The 15,629-nt window shown below is 65.6% G+C and carries 15 protein-coding genes; all 15 read left to right on the top strand.

Annotated elements, in window-relative coordinates; translation table 11 throughout:
* Positions 1-128: 128 nt before the first annotated feature.
* The 15 genes from RDV55_RS08640 to RDV55_RS08710 all read left to right on the top strand — a co-directional run bounded on the left by RDV55_RS08640 (position 129) and on the right by RDV55_RS08710 (position 15,603).
* A complete protein-coding gene (locus tag RDV55_RS08640; protein ID WP_111823941.1) occupies positions 129-1,433 on the top strand; it encodes a M16 family metallopeptidase in 1,305 nt (434 codons plus the stop codon).
* A gap of 99 nt (positions 1,434-1,532) precedes the next feature.
* Positions 1,533-2,273 carry a 4-hydroxy-tetrahydrodipicolinate reductase gene (gene dapB / locus RDV55_RS08645; RefSeq protein ID WP_111823942.1) on the top strand — a complete coding sequence of 247 codons (741 nt, stop codon included), beginning with the start codon at positions 1,533-1,535 and terminating at the stop codon, positions 2,271-2,273.
* Complete coding sequence (locus RDV55_RS08650; protein ID WP_111823943.1) at positions 2,270-2,812, top strand: GNAT family N-acetyltransferase; 543 nt, start codon at positions 2,270-2,272, stop codon at positions 2,810-2,812. Before dapB ends, RDV55_RS08650 begins: the two co-directional genes overlap by 4 nt.
* A gap of 103 nt (positions 2,813-2,915) precedes the next feature.
* Entirely contained in the window at positions 2,916-3,812 is an 897-nt protein-coding gene (gene dapA, locus RDV55_RS08655) for a 4-hydroxy-tetrahydrodipicolinate synthase (protein ID WP_174703820.1), read from the top strand.
* A 225-nt stretch (positions 3,813-4,037) separates the two neighbouring features.
* Positions 4,038-4,454 (top strand): DUF4418 family protein, encoded by a 417-nt coding sequence (locus RDV55_RS08660; RefSeq protein ID WP_174703821.1) that lies wholly within the window; start codon positions 4,038-4,040, stop codon positions 4,452-4,454.
* 13 nt (positions 4,455-4,467) lie between these two features.
* Positions 4,468-5,349 carry a DUF6273 domain-containing protein gene (locus RDV55_RS08665; RefSeq protein ID WP_111823945.1) on the top strand — a complete coding sequence of 294 codons (882 nt, stop codon included), beginning with the start codon at positions 4,468-4,470 and terminating at the stop codon, positions 5,347-5,349.
* Positions 5,346-6,536, top strand: a complete 1,191-nt coding sequence (locus RDV55_RS08670) for an ABC transporter permease (RefSeq protein WP_111823946.1) — start codon at positions 5,346-5,348, stop codon at positions 6,534-6,536. Before RDV55_RS08665 ends, RDV55_RS08670 begins: the two co-directional genes overlap by 4 nt.
* Positions 6,537-6,563: 27 nt before the next feature.
* Complete coding sequence (locus RDV55_RS08675) at positions 6,564-7,772, top strand: ABC transporter permease (RefSeq protein WP_111823947.1); 1,209 nt, start codon at positions 6,564-6,566, stop codon at positions 7,770-7,772.
* Position 7,773: 1 nt separating this feature from the next.
* Positions 7,774-8,448, top strand: a complete 675-nt coding sequence (locus tag RDV55_RS08680; RefSeq protein ID WP_111823948.1) for an ABC transporter ATP-binding protein — start codon at positions 7,774-7,776, stop codon at positions 8,446-8,448.
* Positions 8,449-8,547: 99 nt separating this feature from the next.
* Positions 8,548-10,239: a ribonuclease J gene (locus tag RDV55_RS08685; protein WP_111824023.1), complete on the top strand. Its 1,692-nt coding sequence runs from the start codon at positions 8,548-8,550 to the stop codon at positions 10,237-10,239.
* A 117-nt stretch (positions 10,240-10,356) separates the two neighbouring features.
* Entirely contained in the window at positions 10,357-11,256 is a 900-nt protein-coding gene (locus RDV55_RS08690; RefSeq protein ID WP_111824024.1) for a PfkB family carbohydrate kinase, read from the top strand.
* 56 nt (positions 11,257-11,312) lie between these two features.
* Entirely contained in the window at positions 11,313-14,153 is a 2,841-nt protein-coding gene (locus RDV55_RS08695; RefSeq protein WP_309187901.1) for an FtsK/SpoIIIE family DNA translocase, read from the top strand.
* 17 nt (positions 14,154-14,170) lie between these two features.
* On the top strand, positions 14,171-14,890 hold the full coding sequence (gene pgsA / locus RDV55_RS08700) for a CDP-diacylglycerol--glycerol-3-phosphate 3-phosphatidyltransferase (RefSeq protein WP_111823949.1): 720 nt from the start codon (positions 14,171-14,173) through the stop codon (positions 14,888-14,890).
* 170 nt (positions 14,891-15,060) lie between these two features.
* On the top strand, positions 15,061-15,375 hold the full coding sequence (locus tag RDV55_RS08705) for a helix-turn-helix domain-containing protein (RefSeq protein ID WP_034496157.1): 315 nt from the start codon (positions 15,061-15,063) through the stop codon (positions 15,373-15,375).
* A 3-nt stretch (positions 15,376-15,378) separates the two neighbouring features.
* Complete coding sequence (locus RDV55_RS08710; protein WP_111823950.1) at positions 15,379-15,603, top strand: DUF3046 domain-containing protein; 225 nt, start codon at positions 15,379-15,381, stop codon at positions 15,601-15,603.
* Positions 15,604-15,629: the final 26 nt, after the last annotated feature.

Here is a 15,629-nt window from a genome sequence, read left to right on the forward strand (position 1 = left end):
AGCTCCCGCTAGCTGAATCAGACCGGTGGCCGGGACGGGGCATGTGCTCCGCCCGGCCACCGGCCCTTTTACGGCTACACTGTGAACGTTTCGTGCCAACCCCGCCCCGGGGACGCAAGAGGAGAAAAATGACGCCCAAGCCGCTGCCGCTCGATGAGGCCCGTCTGTCTATCGAGGACGGTGACACCCGTATTGATCGCACGATCCTGGGAGCCGGGACGCGCGTCCTGACCCAGGCTATTCCCGCGACGAAGAGCGTGGGCGTATCCCTGTGGGTTCCCGTCGGCTCGCGCGACGAGGGCCCCCGTACGGCCGGATCCACCCACTTCCTCGAGCATCTCCTCTTCAAGGGGACAAGCAAGCGCTCCGCCCTCGACATCGCCGTTGCCTTTGACAGCGTGGGCGGGGAGTCGAATGCGGAGACCGCACGCGAGCACACCGCCTACTGGGCGCGCGTGCGCGACGCGGACCTCGATATGGCGATCGAGACGCTGGCCGACATGGTCACCGACTCTCGTCTGGACGAGGGAGATTTCGCGATGGAGCGCGGCGTGATCCTCGACGAGCTGGCGATGGGGGAGGACTCGCCCACCGATACGGTTCATGACGCCTTCCAGCTGGCCGTCCACGGTGATCGTCCAGTCGGACGTCCTGTGGGGGGAACAGCTCAGGCGATCCGCGACGTGGAACGGGCCGACGTGTGGGAGCACTATCAGGCGCACTATGGCCCCTCGTCCCTCATCGTCGCTGCCGCAGGCAACGTCGACCACGACCACGTGTGCGAGCGCGTCCAGGCAGCTCTGGAGGGCTCGCCCTGGGACGGACGCAGCGCGTCCGAGCCCCGGCCTCGTCGATCCACGACGGTGACCCCGATTGACGATCACGACAAGGACATCACACGCAGGCGCGACGTGACCCAGGCGCACGTCATCATCGGCTGTGAGGGCCTGTCGGCCACGGATCCGGCGGGCCCCACGATGAGCGTTCTGCTGTCCGTCCTGGGTGGATCCATGTCCTCGCGTCTCTTCCAGGAGGTGCGTGAAAAGCGCGGACTGGCTTACACGACCTACGCCTTCGACGTCGCCTATTCCGATACCGGAACCTTTGGCATGTACGCGGGCTGCAGCCCCGACAAGGTCGACGAGGTCGAGGCCATCATGCGAGCCCAGCTGGAGGACTTGGCTGGCAATGGGCCCACCGAGGAGGAAATGATGCGCGTCCGCGGACAGGTGCGCGGCGGCGTCGTCCTGGGCCTGGAAGACAACTGGTCGCGCATGATGCGACTGGGACGCTCGGAGATTATCGGACGGTACCGTCCCATCGACGAGTCTCTCGCCGAGTTCGATGCGGTGGAGGTTGCCGACGTGCGCTCCCTGGCGGCATCCCTCATCGCCAAGCTGGATTGCCGCGCCCTCGTCCTGCCAGCGCAGTGAGAAGCGGGGGAGTGAGAAACACCCTGTCCATCCGCGCTCGTCGCCGACGACGTGGGAATACCCTGAAGACAGCCAGTTAACCGTAAGAAGGAGAGAGCAATGATTCGCGTGGCAGTGACAGGAGCCAAGGGCCGTATGGGATCGACCGTCGTGGCTGCGGTGACGGATGCCCCGGACATGGAGGTCGTTGCACTCTTCGATGCGGGGGACACGATCACGGCCGAGAGTGTGAACGGCGCGCAGGTGGCTGTCGACTTCTCGATCCCCGGCGTCACCGAGTCCAACGTGCACGCGCTTCTCGATGCGGGCGTGGATGTCGTCGTGGGGACGACCGGCTGGACGGATGAGTCCTACGCGCGCGTGCGCGAGCATGCCGAGTCCGCTGGGCGCGCCGTCCTGATCGCCCCGAACTTCGCGATGGGTGCGGTGCTCGCCATGAAGTTTGCGGCGATGGCCGCTCCGTACTTTGAGTCCGCCGAGGTCATCGAGATGCACCACCCCGCCAAGGTGGATGCCCCCTCGGGTACCGCCGTGGCGACCGCGCGCGGCATTGCCAAGGCTCGCGCCGAGGCCGGCCTCGGCGAGATGCCCGACGCGACCGAGATAGACGAGCTGGGCAGCCGCGGCGGCCGGGTGGATGGGATTCCGGTCCACGCCGTGCGCCTGCGTGGCCTGACAGCCTCGGAGGAGATCCTCCTGGGTAACGCGGGCGAGCAGCTCGTCATCCGTACCGATTCCTTCGACCGCGTCTCCTTTATGCCCGGCGTTCTGTTGGGCGTGCGTCGCGTGATCGGCCGCACGGGGCTGACGATTGGCCTTGATCAGGTGATGGGCCTGTGAGTTCTTCGGTGGTGCCTGATCGCTCCGTGCGCCCCGCTCAGAGCGGCGACGCGCGCGCCATCGCTCGCCTGCAGTGCGAGGCCTGGTGTTCCCTGATGGGTCGCGACGCCCTCGATGCTCAGGGCATCACGGAGGAGGTCCTCGCGGCACAGTGGGAGGCGACGCTGGGTTCTCCGAGACCGGGTGGCACCGCCCTCCTCGTTGCCCTGCACGGGAATACGATTGTCGGCTTCGCGCTTGCCGGTCCCGACGAGGGGGGGATTGCGTCGGACGCCTCCGCTGAGTCGGGTGACGCCGCGGTGGCCGCGACGCAGGTTTATGAGCTTGCGGTGGATCGTAACTTCCGGCGATCGGGGCACGCTTCGCGCCTGCTGTCGGCGGTGGCGGACCTGACGAGCGGCCAGTTGCGCGTGTGGGTCGGAGTCGACGACGAGGAGCGTCAGCGATTTTACACGTCTGCGGGTTTTGCCCCGTCGGGCGCGGCGCGCGTCCTGGGCGATGGACCCTCGCAGCACATGTGGTGGGCGCAGCGCGACTAAGGGCCCACGGCGCGAGCGACGCCACGCGCGTGCGGGCGTGGCATCGCGTCCACGTCGGGGACGACTGCGCCCGTTGTCAGGGGCCGTGCGTATCATGGGACGCATGAATAACATTCCTCCCCGCCGCTTCGGTTCCCTCGCAGCCGCCATGGTCACGCCGATGACCGCCGGCGGTGAGATTGATCTGCAGTCCGCGCAGCGCCTCGCGATCAAGCTGGTTGATGAAGGCTGCGACACGATCCTGCTGTCCGGTACGACGGGCGAGTCGCCGACGACTCATCAGCCGGAGAAGAATGACCTGACGGATGCGGTGCGTGAGGCCGTGGGCGATCGGGCGTTCATTCTGTGCGGTGCCTGCTCGAATGACACTGCGCACGCGGTGCGCATCGGCGAGGGGGCTCAGGAGCATGGTGCGGATGGCATCATGATCGTCTCCCCGTACTACAACCGTCCCTCCCAGGAGGGCCTGCGCGCGCACGTGCGTGCCGTGACGGACGCGACCGACCTGCCCGTCATGCTCTACGACATCCCCGGTCGTACCGGCATCGCGTTTTCTGATGCAACGCTCGACATCCTGGCTCAGCATCCGCGCATCCTGGGCGTCAAGGACGCGACGGGCGACGTGGAGACCGGAGTGGAGCGCATGCACCGCACGGGCCTGGAGTACTACTCGGGTGATGACGGCCTGAACTTCGCGTGGATGACGGGCGGTGCCTCGGGCTTTATCTCGGTGGTTGCGCACGTTGCCTCGGCTCATTATCGTCGGATGATCGAGCTGCTTGACACCGACCAGGTGTGGGAGGCACGCGAGTTGTCCTACTCCCTGCGTCCCCTTGTGCACGCCATCATGGGTGGCGGTCAGGGTGCGGTCATGGCCAAGTATGCTCTGTGGCTCCAAGGCGTCATCGACAGTCCGGCCGTTCGCCTGCCGATGGTTGGCATCAGCGATGACGAGGTATCGGCGCTGCGCCGCGCGCTTCTGGCAGCCGATCTGCTCTGAGCGTTCCTGATCCTTGGCCCCCGGCGCGTCTCGTCGGGGGTGAAGTGTATGCGCGCCGAAGACCCGCTGGTGGCGTGTCGCGTGAGCGCTTCGCGCGGGCAGGACGCCAGCGTTCTGAGGGGGTGGAACAGCGCTTCGACACCGTTGACGAGTCTTTGTAATTAGGCTTAATATACCTAAGTAAAGTTCATCAACGCTCACATATTGCTTGAAGGATTGAAGACCGTGGCAAAGAAGGACGTTATCATTCCTCTCGTTCCCGCCGCTCTCAGCGCCCTGCTGCTCGCGGGAGGGGTGACCGTCTTCTCCGCGTGTGAGCAAAGGCCCGACGGCTCGTGGATGCACTGCCACCACTGCCAGAACATGGTGGCCGGCAGTGCCGTCGGCCTCATCGCAATGTACGGCGCGTCGGCCCTCGTCAAGAACAAGCCCGCCCGCCTGGTCCTCCTCGCGCTTGCGGTCATTGCCAGCGTCGTCGTGTTCTTCATCCCCGGCGGCATTTGCCCTCTGTGCATGATGAAGACGATGCGCTGCCATACGGTCTTCCAGCCCTTCGTGCGCATCATGAGTGTCCTGGTTGCCGGCAGCGGCGTCGGTGCGTTGGTCGCCTCCTGGAAGAAGGGTTCGAAGCCTTCCGCCTGACGTATTGGCTCAGATGGGAGACAATGGCGGCGTGAGGGTCCTACTTCGTCGGAAAACCGTGCGCGTCGGCGCGGTTGTCCTCGTGCTATCCCTCGTCCTCATCCTCGGCGTCGTCGTTCGCAATGCGATGCGTTACGGTGAGGCCATCGCTCGTCACGAGGCCGGGGACGCCCAGGGGGCCTACGAGATCTTCCGTTCTCTGGGTGGCTACGGCGATGCCGCGCAGCGCGCGCAGGCCCTCGTGGCCGCAGACCCGGCGCTACCGTACCGATCCGCCTCCAAGGGAGACACGGTGTCTTTCGGGGCCTACGAGCAGGACGGGAACGTGGAGAACGGTCCGGAGCCGATTCGGTGGATCGTTCTGGACAAGATCGATGGACAACTTTTGCTCCTGAGTGCCGATGTCATCGAGGCCCGTCAGTATCACCACGTGCCCTTCGAAGAGGTCACGTGGGAACACTCCGACCTGCGAGCGTGGATGAACGCAGACTTCTACGAGGCGGCATTCGCCCTCGATCAGCGTGGCCTCATCGCGACGGTGCACAACGACAACGCGGATCAGTCCATCACCGGCGCAACTGGCGGGGCCGCGACCGATGACAGAGTCTTTGCGCTGAGTGAGACCGAGAGCCTCATCTACCTCAACACCCCCGCCGCGCGCAGTGATATCGGTGCCGCGCTCGCCAGCCAGCACGCGGCCGCCGGTCCGCTGAGCGTCAGCGAGGACGGGACGGCCGACTGGTGGCTTCGTTCTCCCGGAACCTACGGATTCGCGACGCAATTCGTCGATGCTTCGGGCACGCCGTCGCTCAGCGGAGCGAACGTCGACCTGCAGTACGGGGTGCGTCCGGCCCTGTGGATCAACGTTGCGGGAGCCGGTGAGGAGAAGCGATGAACAAGGCGCTGTCGCTGCGCCGAGTTCCCCTCATGAACATCGGCGCACACCCCATCCGATCCATCGTTATAGCGATCCTCGCACTTTCGCAGGCGGCGTGCGTCTTCGGTGGGTTCGCTCTTGTCGATACGATGAGGAGCGAGCTGTCGCTGGCTCAGCGCAGGCTCGGTGCCGACCTCGTTGTCTATCCGACGAACTGCCTGAACCTTGTGGAGAAGAAGCGTCTGCTCATGCTGGGAACCCCGGTGGGCTGCCATCAGCCACGCGCGGCCCTGGCACGCATGTCCGCCAACGAGGACATCGTCGCGGTGTCCTACCAGCTCTATGTCTCCGAAACGCTGATGGATGGCAGTTCCCGGTGGGTCGTCGGCTTCGAGCCGGAGACCGACTTCGTACTGGGTCCCTGGACGCGCGAGGGGGAAGGCGCGCCACTGCCGCGCGGCTCTGTCCTGGTGGGTAGCGCCGTGGCATCTGACAGCGAGCAAACGCTGAGCGTGTTCGGGATGCCCCGACCGATCGGCGCACGTCTGATGCAGACCGGCTCGGAGCTGGACAACGCCGTCTTCGTCAGCATGGACACACTCTCCGACATCGTGGCGGATGCCTCCGCATCGGGGGAGGCCACCCTCGCCGCGGTCGATCCGAGCCGCGACTACTCCGCTGCGCTCGTGCGAGCTTCGGACAGTGACGCGATCGAGAGCGTCACCAACTGGATCAACCTCTACGTGCGCAAGGTGACCGCCGTTCGCAGCAACGAGGCCCTCGTGGACGCGGGGGCGGGCATTCGATCGCATCGCCTCGTCGCGATCGGGGTGCTCGGTGGCATCTGGCTGGTGCTCCTCGGAGCGCTCGGCGTCGTCCAGCTCACCCTCATGAACGAACGCCGGAGCGAACTTGCCGTGTGGCGCTCCATCGGCGCCTCGCGCGGAGTCATGAGTCGCATCATGGTGGGAGAATCAGCGCTTCTCCACGGCGCGGGAGCGATCGTGGGCGTGGGGATCACAGCCCTCGCACTGTCCCTGGCGGGGGAGGGGAGCGTCGTCGATGCCCTGCGCGCCCCAGCCGCGTCGCTGCCGCTAGCAGCGGTTTCGATAGTGGTCGTGATTGGCGTGGGAATCGGCGGGACGCGGCTCGCGCTCGCTCGGGTCAACCGCGCGGCGACGGGGCAGAAGACGCTTCTGGTCTAGGAACAATGGTCAAGGAGGAATGACGCAATGCTGTCGCTCTCGGCACTTCCGTGGATGAACCTGCGCGGGTACCCCGTGCGGACGGGAACCCTGATTGTGTTCTCCATGCTCATGACGATGACGATCTTCGGTGGAACCCTGGTCATCCAAGGAATCGAACACGGCCTGCGCACCGTCCAGTCGCGACTCGGGGCCGACATCATGGTCACCCCTGCCCAGGCCGACACGGACTTCGACGCGCAGACCTTCCTTGTGAGCGCCGAACCGTCCTACTTCTATATGGAAGCGGCCACGCGCGAGAAAGTCGCCGCCATCGACGGAGTCGAAGCGGCCTCCTCCCAGCTCTTCCTGGCCTCGGCGAGGGCAAGCTGCTGCTCGGGCCGCTACCAGGTGATCGCCTACGACCCCTCCACCGACTTCACCATCCAGCCGTGGATGAGCGACGCAGTGGGACGGACGCAGCTGGGTGACAACGAGGTGATCGTTGGCGCCAACGTGCTTGCCAACGACCCGAATAACTTCCAGCTCTTCGACAACACGCTCACGGTCGTCGGCCAATTCGACCCCACCGGCTCGAACCTCGACAACGCGGTCTACATGAACTTTGACACCGCGAAAATGGTCATCGACTCATCGCTACGCAAGGGACTGAACAAGTACTCGACTCTGGAGACAGACAACATCATCTCCACGGTCATGGTCAAGGTCAAGGCCGGACACGACGCCGAGGCAGTGGCCGCGCAGATCAGCCAGCAGGTGCCGGGTGTCTCGGTGGCGACCTCGACGAATCTGGTCAGCGGCATCGCGCAGTCGCTGGATGCAACCTCGCGCACCGTCACCGTCCTCATCGCCCTCGCGTGGGCCGTCGGACTGCTCATGATCACCCTCGTGTTCGTCCTGATGATCCAGGAGCGCAGGAGAGAGTTCGCCACCCTTATCGCGGCGGGGGCCCACCGGCGCATGATCTCCGGAATCATCATCCGCGAGGCTCTCGCGGTTAACCTCCTCGGAGGTGCCGGCGGCATCGTCGTGTCGGGCGTCCTCCTCGTGTCCTTCTCAGGCCTCGTGCGCGAAGGTCTGGGAGGGGGATTCCTGGTCCCGTCCGTTCCTACGATGGCGCTCCTTGCGCTGGGAGCTCTCGCGTCGGTGGGTTTCGTCGCCCTCGTGTCCTCGTGGATAGCGCTACGGTACGTGACGAGGATGGACGCAAGCCTGGCCCTGAAGGAAGGGGAATGACATGATCATCGAGGCAACGGCATTGACAAAAGACTTCGCCAGGGCGCGTGGAGGCGCACGAGTCTTTACCGCCGTCCACCCGCTAGACCTCGGCTTGGACGAGGGCGAGCTGACCCTCGTCTCCGGCCACTCTGGGAGCGGCAAGAGCACCCTGCTCAACATGCTTGCCGGCATGCTCACCCCCACGGCGGGAAGCGTTCGAATCGACGACACCGACCTGTACTCGCTGCGCGACGAGGAACTCTCGCGCCTGCGCAACGAACGCATCGGCCTCGTCCCCCAGGGGCACACGGCCCTGCGCGCCCTGACGGTCCTGGACAATGTCCTGCTGCCCTCGGTCCTCTACAACAGGGCCGAGGCACCCGCCGAACGTGCCCGCGAGCTCCTGGACAACGTGGGGCTTGGTGACCTCGCCGATGCCAAGCCCACCGAGCTCTCGGGCGGAGAACTACGCCGCATGGCGATCGCCCGAGCCCTCCTCATGAACCCGTCGATTATCCTCGCGGACGAGCCGACAGCCGGCCTCGATAGCCCGAATGCGGCCGGGGTCCTCACCCTCCTGCGTAACGCCGCTGACGCGGGGACAGCAGTTCTCGTCGTTTCGCACGAGGCAGAGGCCAGCCGCTACGCGCAGCGCTGCTACACGATGGAAGACGGCCACCTGAGCCAGCAGTGACGGCAGGTGGCCCCCGACCGCGCCAAGTGTGAGGGGGCCGACCCGTCCGACATGGCTCCCGATTCGGGTAAAGCTGCGCCGACGTGGCACACTGGCATCATGAAGTCTTTGTACGAGAACCTCAGCGAACCCGCGCCCCTGGAAGAGGGCGCACTGCGAGTGATCCCGCTGGGAGGTCTCGGCGAGGTCGGCCGTAATATGAACGTCCTCGAATACCGGGGAAAGCTCCTGGTGGTGGACTGCGGCGTTCTGTTCCCCGAGGAAACCCAACCCGGCGTCGACCTCATTCTGCCGGATTTCTCCTGGATCGAGGATCGCATGGACGATGTCGTCGGCCTCGTCCTGACACACGGCCACGAGGACCACATCGGTGCCGTTCCCTACCTGCTCAAGCTGCGCAACGATATTCCGATCTACGGCTCCGACCTGACCCTGGCCTTCGTTGCCCCCAAGCTGCGCGAACACCGCCTGCCCGAACCCGGTCTCAACGTCGTCGCCGAGGGTGACCGGCTCACCGTCGGCCCCTTCGACCTCGAGTTCGTCTCCGTCACTCACTCGATCCCCGACGCGCTCGCGGTCTTCGTGCGCTCGGATGCAGGCAACGTCCTGATCACGGGCGACTTCAAGATGGACCAGCTGCCCCTGGATCGCCGCCTCACCGATCTGCGTGCTTTCGCCCGCATGGGTGAGGAGGGCGTCGACCTGTTCATGGTGGACTCCACGAACGCCCTGGTTCCCGGGTTCATCACCCCTGAGCGCGAGATCGGTCCGGTTCTTGACCAGGTCTTCGGCGAAGCCGCTGGTCAGATTGTCGTCGCATCCTTCGCCTCGCACGTGCACCGCGTCCAGCAGGTCATCAACGCCGCCGCCCACCACGGGCGTCGCGTCACCTTCGTGGGCCGCTCCATGGAACGCAACATGCGCATCGCAGAGGAGAAGGGCTATCTGTCGATTCCCGACGGCCTCATCGTGGACCTCAAGGGAATCGGTGAGCTGCCGCCCTCCCAGCGCGTCTACATGGCGACCGGTTCGCAGGGCGAGCCGATGGCAGCCCTGTCGCGCATGTCGGTGGGATCGCACCGCACCGTGACGATTGAACCCGGCGACATGGTTGTGCTGGCCTCCTCGCTGATTCCCGGTAACGAGAATTCTGTCTACCGCGTCATCAATGACCTGACCCGCCTGGGTGCGCGCGTCGTGTCAAAGGAGAACGCGAAGGTGCACGTGTCCGGCCACGCGAGCGCCGGCGAGCTCATCTACTGCTACAACATCGTCCAGCCCAAGAACGTGATGCCCATTCACGGCGAGGTGCGCCACCTGGTCGGCAACGGCCAGCTGGCAGTCAAGACGGGTATCGACCCGCAGAACGTGGTTCTGGCCGAGGACGGCGTGACGGTCGACCTGAAGGACGGCGTCGCGCGAGTGTCTGGCATCGTGCCGTGCGAGTACGTGTACGTGGATGGTCGCTCGATTGGAGAGATCTCCGAGGACGAGCTGGAGACACGCCGCACCCTGGGCTCCGAAGGCTTCATTTCGATCTTCGCGGTCGTCGAGCGCGATTCGGGCATGGTCTTGGCTGGCCCAGAGATTCGTGCTTTCGGCATGGCTGAGGACGATTCGGTGTTCGAGGAGATCCTTCCTGACGTTGCGCAGGCCCTGAAGGACGCGGCTGCGCCCGGCGGCCAGGACCCCTACGTCCTGCAGCAGGCCATGCGCCGCGTGATCGGCCGCTGGGTCGCGCGACGCCTGCGTCGTCGTCCTATGATCGTTCCGGTCGTAACCGAGCAGTAAGCGGGCAGTCTTCATCGACGGGGCCCCGGCGTGCTGGGCGGTAGCGCGCGCTTGAAGGAAGGAAGATACGTGTCGGGTCGTTTCATTTCGACGCATTCTGTCGCTCTCGTGTTGCCGATGCATATCGCGTACATGCCGGATCGTGGAGGCTCCGTTCACGCGGACGCGGCTAGCTCGCGTCCCGGCGGCGGTTTCACGACCCTGTGCGCCGCAGCTGCCATGGGGGTTCCCGCTGCGGCCGCGTCGCCACTGGGAACGGGACCGAACTCCTTCGCGGTGCGTCAGCAGCTGGTCGAGGCCGGCGTCGACGTCCTGACCCCCGAACTGGTCGGCGACATCGGCGTTGTCATCCAGCTGATCGTCGAGGACGGCTCGATGCGCTCAGTCGTGACGGCTGGAGTCGAGTCCGAGCCGTCGCGCGAGGCCCTCGAGCGCATCGAGCTGCGCGAGGGGGATGTCGTGCACGTGGCCGCATCGGACATGACGAGCGCGCACGCCGCCTCTGAGTTGAGCGAGTGGGCCGCCGCCCTGCCTCCCTACGTGACCCTCGTCGTCTCCGTGTCCCCGGCTGTCGCCCAGGTGCCCGTCGAAGCGTGGGCAACGATCTTCTCTCGCGCAGACGTCGTGACGATGAACAGCTGGGAGGCGGCTGCCTTGTCTAGTGCCCTGGATGCACATCAGCGCGGCTCGACGATCCGCACCTACATGCGTCCCGACGCTGCCACGGTGCGCCGCTCGGGGGAGCGAGGATGCGAATTGCAGAAGTTCGCTGACGCTCCCGTCATTTCGATTCCGGCGTTCCAGGCGCCCATCGCGGACACCGCGGGCGTGGGGGATACGCACATTGCCGAGATGTGCGCGGGCCTCGTCATGGGCTACGACCTGGAGACCGCGTGCCTGATGGCGAACGCGGGCGCGGCCCTGGCGGTCTCCCACGAGTCCGCCCTTCCCGTTCCGACGCGCGATCAGGTCGAGAACGTGCTTGAAACCGGAGTTGTTACGAATATCCTGCGCTGATCTCATGCGGCGCGCCTCCGGAGCAGTGCCGCTGTGGGCGATAGGGTGGAACGATCATGGCACAATCGTCTCCACGCTCCTCGTCAGGTAAGGCTCCCGCGCGCCCTCGCGCGAAGGGAGGGGCCTCTCGGCCCGCTCGAACGCCCCAGACCGAACCGACGCAGCCCGGTTTCCTGGCGCGTGTCTTCTCGGCGGTCGGTCGCGCGGCCCTTGGTGCCCTCCGCATGTGGAAGGCGACTGATTCACAGGTCAAGCGTGATGCCGCCGCCTTCGTCGTTGTCGCCGTAGCCATCGTCATCGCGCTGCGCGAATGGTTCCAGATTTCCGGTGAGGCAGGGGATGCGATCCACCACGCCTCTGCAGGTCTGTTCGGCATCTTCTCGGTCGTTGTGCCCCTCGTCTTGATCGCCCTTGCGGTTGAACTCGTTTCCGCGCGCTCCGGGCGCTCGGCTCTGCCACACCATGTCGCTGGTGGAATCGGCATCACCGCCGCGCTGACGGGCCTCGTGCACATCTCGCGCGGCAATCCCACGCTGGGGACTGATCCGGGCATTGAGGCAGCTGGTGGCCTCATCGGCTGGTTCGTCGCGCGCCCCCTGGCCCTTCTTTTGTCCGGCTGGGGCGCGGGTGCCCTCATGATCCTGCTCCTGGCATACTCGATCCTCCTTGCCACCCGTACGGCCGTCGCCGATGTGCCGGCACGCCTACGCGACCTCGCCGCCCACTTGAGCGGTGAGCGCCCCAAGGGGGAGGACGAATCCATCGAGCAGGCCGCGGACCCCGCCAAGGAGGCACGCAGCAAGGCGCGCAAGGACCTTGCGGCCGGCGATGATGCTTTCCTCGACGAATACGACGGGGACGAGTCCTTCCGCAAGGCGACCGACACTGAGTCGGTGGGGCAGACGCGCCTCCTCGAATCGGGTCCCATTGCCGCTCCCACGGCTGATCCCGCACCTCGGCCTCGTCAGTCGACGCCGGACGCACCCACCGAGATGCTCACCCGGATGCGTCCGGCCGTGGCCCCCGCTCCCGTGCCCGCACACGTTCCCGAGCCCGAGCCGGAGCCCGAGAATGAGCCGGCACCCCCGCCGATCACCGACGAGCCCGAGGGGGCTTTCCAGCCCAACCTCGACGACTCGATCAGCTACACGCTGCCGTCCGAGGACCTCCTGGTCTCCGGCCCGCCCCACATGACCCGCTCCTCGGTCAACGACCAGGTCGTCGCAGCGCTGGGGCAGGTCTTCGCGGACTTCAACGTCGACGCGCGCGTCACCGGTTTCTCTCGCGGCCCGACAGTCACCCGCTATGAGGTCGTCCTCGGTGCCGGCGTGAAGGTCGACAAGCTCACTAACCTGTCGAAGAACATTGCCTATGCGGTCGCATCCGCCGACGTACGTATCCTTGCGCCCATCCCCGGTAAGAGTGCCATCGGCATCGAGATCCCCAACGCCGACCGCGAAAACGTTGCCCTCGGCGACGTCCTGCGCTCCGCGGCCGCACGCCGCAACCAGCACCCGCTGGTCGTCGGCGTCGGCAAGGACGTCGAAGGCGGCTACGTCGTCACCAACCTCGCCAAGACGCCGCACATGCTCGTGGCAGGCCAGACCGGCTCCGGTAAGTCCTCCTTCGTCAACTCGATGATCACGTCGATCATGATGCGTGCGACGCCCCAGCAGGTGCGCATGATCCTCGTCGACCCCAAGCGCGTGGAGCTCACTATCTACGAGGGCATCCCGCACCTCATCTCGCCCATCATCACCGACGCCAAGAAGGCTGCAGAGGCCCTCGAATGGGTCGTCAAGGAGATGGACGCCCGCTACGATGACCTGTCCGACTACGGCTTCAAGCACATCGACGACTTCAACAAGGCGGTGGCCGCCGGCCAGGTCCAGGCCAAGCCCGGCCTTGAGCGCACGCTGCATCCCTACCCGTACCTGCTCGTGGTCGTCGACGAGCTCGCCGACCTCATGATGGTCGCACCGCGCGACGTGGAAGCCTCCATCCAGCGCATCACGCAGCTCGCGCGCGCCGCCGGCATCCACCTGGTCCTGGCTACGCAGCGTCCCTCCGTTGACGTCGTCACCGGCCTCATCAAGGCCAATATTCCCTCGCGTCTTGCCTTTGCGACCTCCTCGCTCACCGACTCGCGCACGATCCTCGACCAGCCGGGTGCCGAGAAACTCATCGGCCAGGGAGACGCCCTCTACCTGCCCGCAGGCGCTTCCAAGCCCATGCGCGTCCAGGGGGCCTGGGTCTCGGAATCTGAGATCCACCAGATCGTCTCGCACGTTAAGAGCCAGATGGAGACGCACTACCGCGACGATGTCGTGCCGGAGAAGAAGGAAACCAAGGTCGCCGAGGACATCGGAGACGATCTCGAAGACCTTCTCCAGGCCGCCGAACTCGTCGTCTCCACGCAGCTCGGCTCCACCTCGATGCTTCAGCGCAAGCTGCGTGTCGGGTTCGCCCGCGCGGGCCGCCTCATGGACCTGCTCGAGTCTCGTGAGATCGTCGGCCCCTCCGAAGGGTCCAAGGCACGCCAGGTGCTCGTCACCCCCGAGCAGCTCCCCGAGGTTCTCGCCATGCTGCGCGGCGAGTCCGCGAGCATCGCCGAACCCGAGGCTGAGCCCACCCCCGCGCCCGCTGCCACTCCCGTCGAGGGGGCACCCAACCCGGCCGTCGGCACCGCCGCGGGTGTTGCAGGGGAGGCCCCGGCCTCGTCGCAGGCCAATGTTGCTGTCGCATCCGGTTACGAAATGGGAACGGCACCCGCCGGCGATTCGCGCGCCGGTGGGGTTGACCCGTACTCTGGTCATAACTTTGGTGGTTCTTCTCCCGACTGGGTCGACGAAGAGCCTGAGGACAACGAGGACGCTTGGCAGCTCACGGGCCGCTGAGCAGGAAGGAAACGGTCATGAGCGAGAACGTGTCGCGCGTGCAGCGAGACAGCAAGGTTCCCGTGGTGAACTTGCCCAACGCGCTGACCGTCTTGCGCCTGCTTCTCGTCCCCGTCTTCATCATCCTGGGCCTCCAGCAGTCCTGGCCTGCGCTATGGGCATCATTCGTCGTCTTTGCCATCGCAGCGATTACGGATCGTTTCGATGGGAAACTCGCCCGCTCGTGGGGGCAGATCACTGATTTTGGGCGCATCGCGGACCCCATCGCCGACAAGGCGCTGACCCTGTGCGGTTTCGGTCTGCTGTCCTACCAGGGATTCCTGCCCTGGTGGCTCACGATTCTCATCGCCATGCGGGAGCTGGGCATCACCGCGATGCGTGCTTTCTTCCTGCGCCGAGGCGTCGTCGTGTCGGCGAACCAGGCGGGCAAGCTCAAGACCTTCATGCAGATGGTGGCTCTGGGTACGCTGCTGATTCCGTGGGCGCACTTCGTGGCGATGAACGAAGCCAATGAGGGATGGGTTGTCATGCTCATTCGCCTCGGGCAGATTTTTGCTGGGATCGCTCTCGCGCTCACGCTCTACTCCGGCGTCATGTATGTCATTGATGGTGCGCGGCTCATGCGCGCCTCGTCCGCGGACGAGGCGGGGGCGGAGGCTGTGCGGGAGTCCGCGAGCGAGGATGCCGCGGAGGAGTCTTCGAAGCGTGGCGTGGCTGGGCAGCACGTCCAGAGTTGAGCCTGGGTGACGCAACCCATACGCGAATTGACTAGTCCTTGGAATAAGCTAGATATGGCTCGCGTTGAGTAGGTATGAATGCAACCCGTGGAGTAAAGGCGCAGCGTCACGGTGTTTCGATCCGCGAGCTAACACTGCGCCCCTCAAAACAGAACGGCTACAGTAACACTATGGAAAAGACACTGAGCGAAACCCCGCTGCTGCGCAGCGAACTCGGCGATGTCCTGCGCGGCATTCGTCAGCGCCAGGGTCGAACCCTGCGCGAAGTCTCCTCGGAGGCCCAGGTCTCCCTCGGCTATCTGTCCGAGGTTGAGCGCGGCCAGAAGGAAGCCTCCTCGGAGCTGCTCGAGGCCATCACCTCCGCCCTGCGAGTCCCGCTCTGGTTCGTCCTTCGCGAGGTTTCCGAGCGTATGGCGATTATCGATGGTGCGGTTATCCCGGACGCGGTGCCCGATGACATCATGCCCGTCACGCTGATTTCTTGACGCGTGAAGCACTCTGAGTTTTACGAGGCGGTCGAGGCGACTTTCGGGTCGGCCCTCGGCCGCTCGTATGTTTGCGATCTGTACCTTGCCTCGCTGGGGGCGACCGCGCGTGATGCCCTGTTCGCCGGTGTGAATCCGGACGAGGTCTGGGCAGCCCTGTGCGAGGAGACCGGGCGTGAGGATGTGCGCTGGATCCATCGCGTCGATCCGCGCGAGCGGGGACGCTGAGCCCTTCTCGCCTCAGTTCGTGTGAT

The organism is Schaalia odontolytica, assembly GCF_031191545.1.
Lineage (GTDB): Bacteria > Actinomycetota > Actinomycetes > Actinomycetales > Actinomycetaceae > Pauljensenia > Pauljensenia odontolytica.

What these genes read in the sequence shown, in the direction of transcription:
- RDV55_RS08640 (WP_111823941.1), top strand. Translation starts at nt 129, where the DNA reads ATGACGCCCAAGCCGCTGCCGCTCGATGAGGCCCGTCTGTCTATCGAG.
- dapB (WP_111823942.1), top strand. Translation starts at nt 1,533, where the DNA reads ATGATTCGCGTGGCAGTGACAGGAGCCAAGGGCCGTATGGGATCGACC.
- dapA (WP_174703820.1), top strand. Translation starts at nt 2,916, where the DNA reads ATGAATAACATTCCTCCCCGCCGCTTCGGTTCCCTCGCAGCCGCCATG.
- RDV55_RS08665 (WP_111823945.1), top strand. Translation starts at nt 4,468, where the DNA reads ATGGGAGACAATGGCGGCGTGAGGGTCCTACTTCGTCGGAAAACCGTG.
- RDV55_RS08670 (WP_111823946.1), top strand. Translation starts at nt 5,346, where the DNA reads ATGAACAAGGCGCTGTCGCTGCGCCGAGTTCCCCTCATGAACATCGGC.
- RDV55_RS08675 (WP_111823947.1), top strand. Translation starts at nt 6,564, where the DNA reads ATGCTGTCGCTCTCGGCACTTCCGTGGATGAACCTGCGCGGGTACCCC.
- RDV55_RS08680 (WP_111823948.1), top strand. Translation starts at nt 7,774, where the DNA reads ATGATCATCGAGGCAACGGCATTGACAAAAGACTTCGCCAGGGCGCGT.
- RDV55_RS08685 (WP_111824023.1), top strand. Translation starts at nt 8,548, where the DNA reads ATGAAGTCTTTGTACGAGAACCTCAGCGAACCCGCGCCCCTGGAAGAG.
- RDV55_RS08690 (WP_111824024.1), top strand. Translation starts at nt 10,357, where the DNA reads ATGCATATCGCGTACATGCCGGATCGTGGAGGCTCCGTTCACGCGGAC.
- RDV55_RS08695 (WP_309187901.1), top strand. Translation starts at nt 11,313, where the DNA reads ATGGCACAATCGTCTCCACGCTCCTCGTCAGGTAAGGCTCCCGCGCGC.
- pgsA (WP_111823949.1), top strand. Translation starts at nt 14,171, where the DNA reads ATGAGCGAGAACGTGTCGCGCGTGCAGCGAGACAGCAAGGTTCCCGTG.
- RDV55_RS08705 (WP_034496157.1), top strand. Translation starts at nt 15,061, where the DNA reads ATGGAAAAGACACTGAGCGAAACCCCGCTGCTGCGCAGCGAACTCGGC.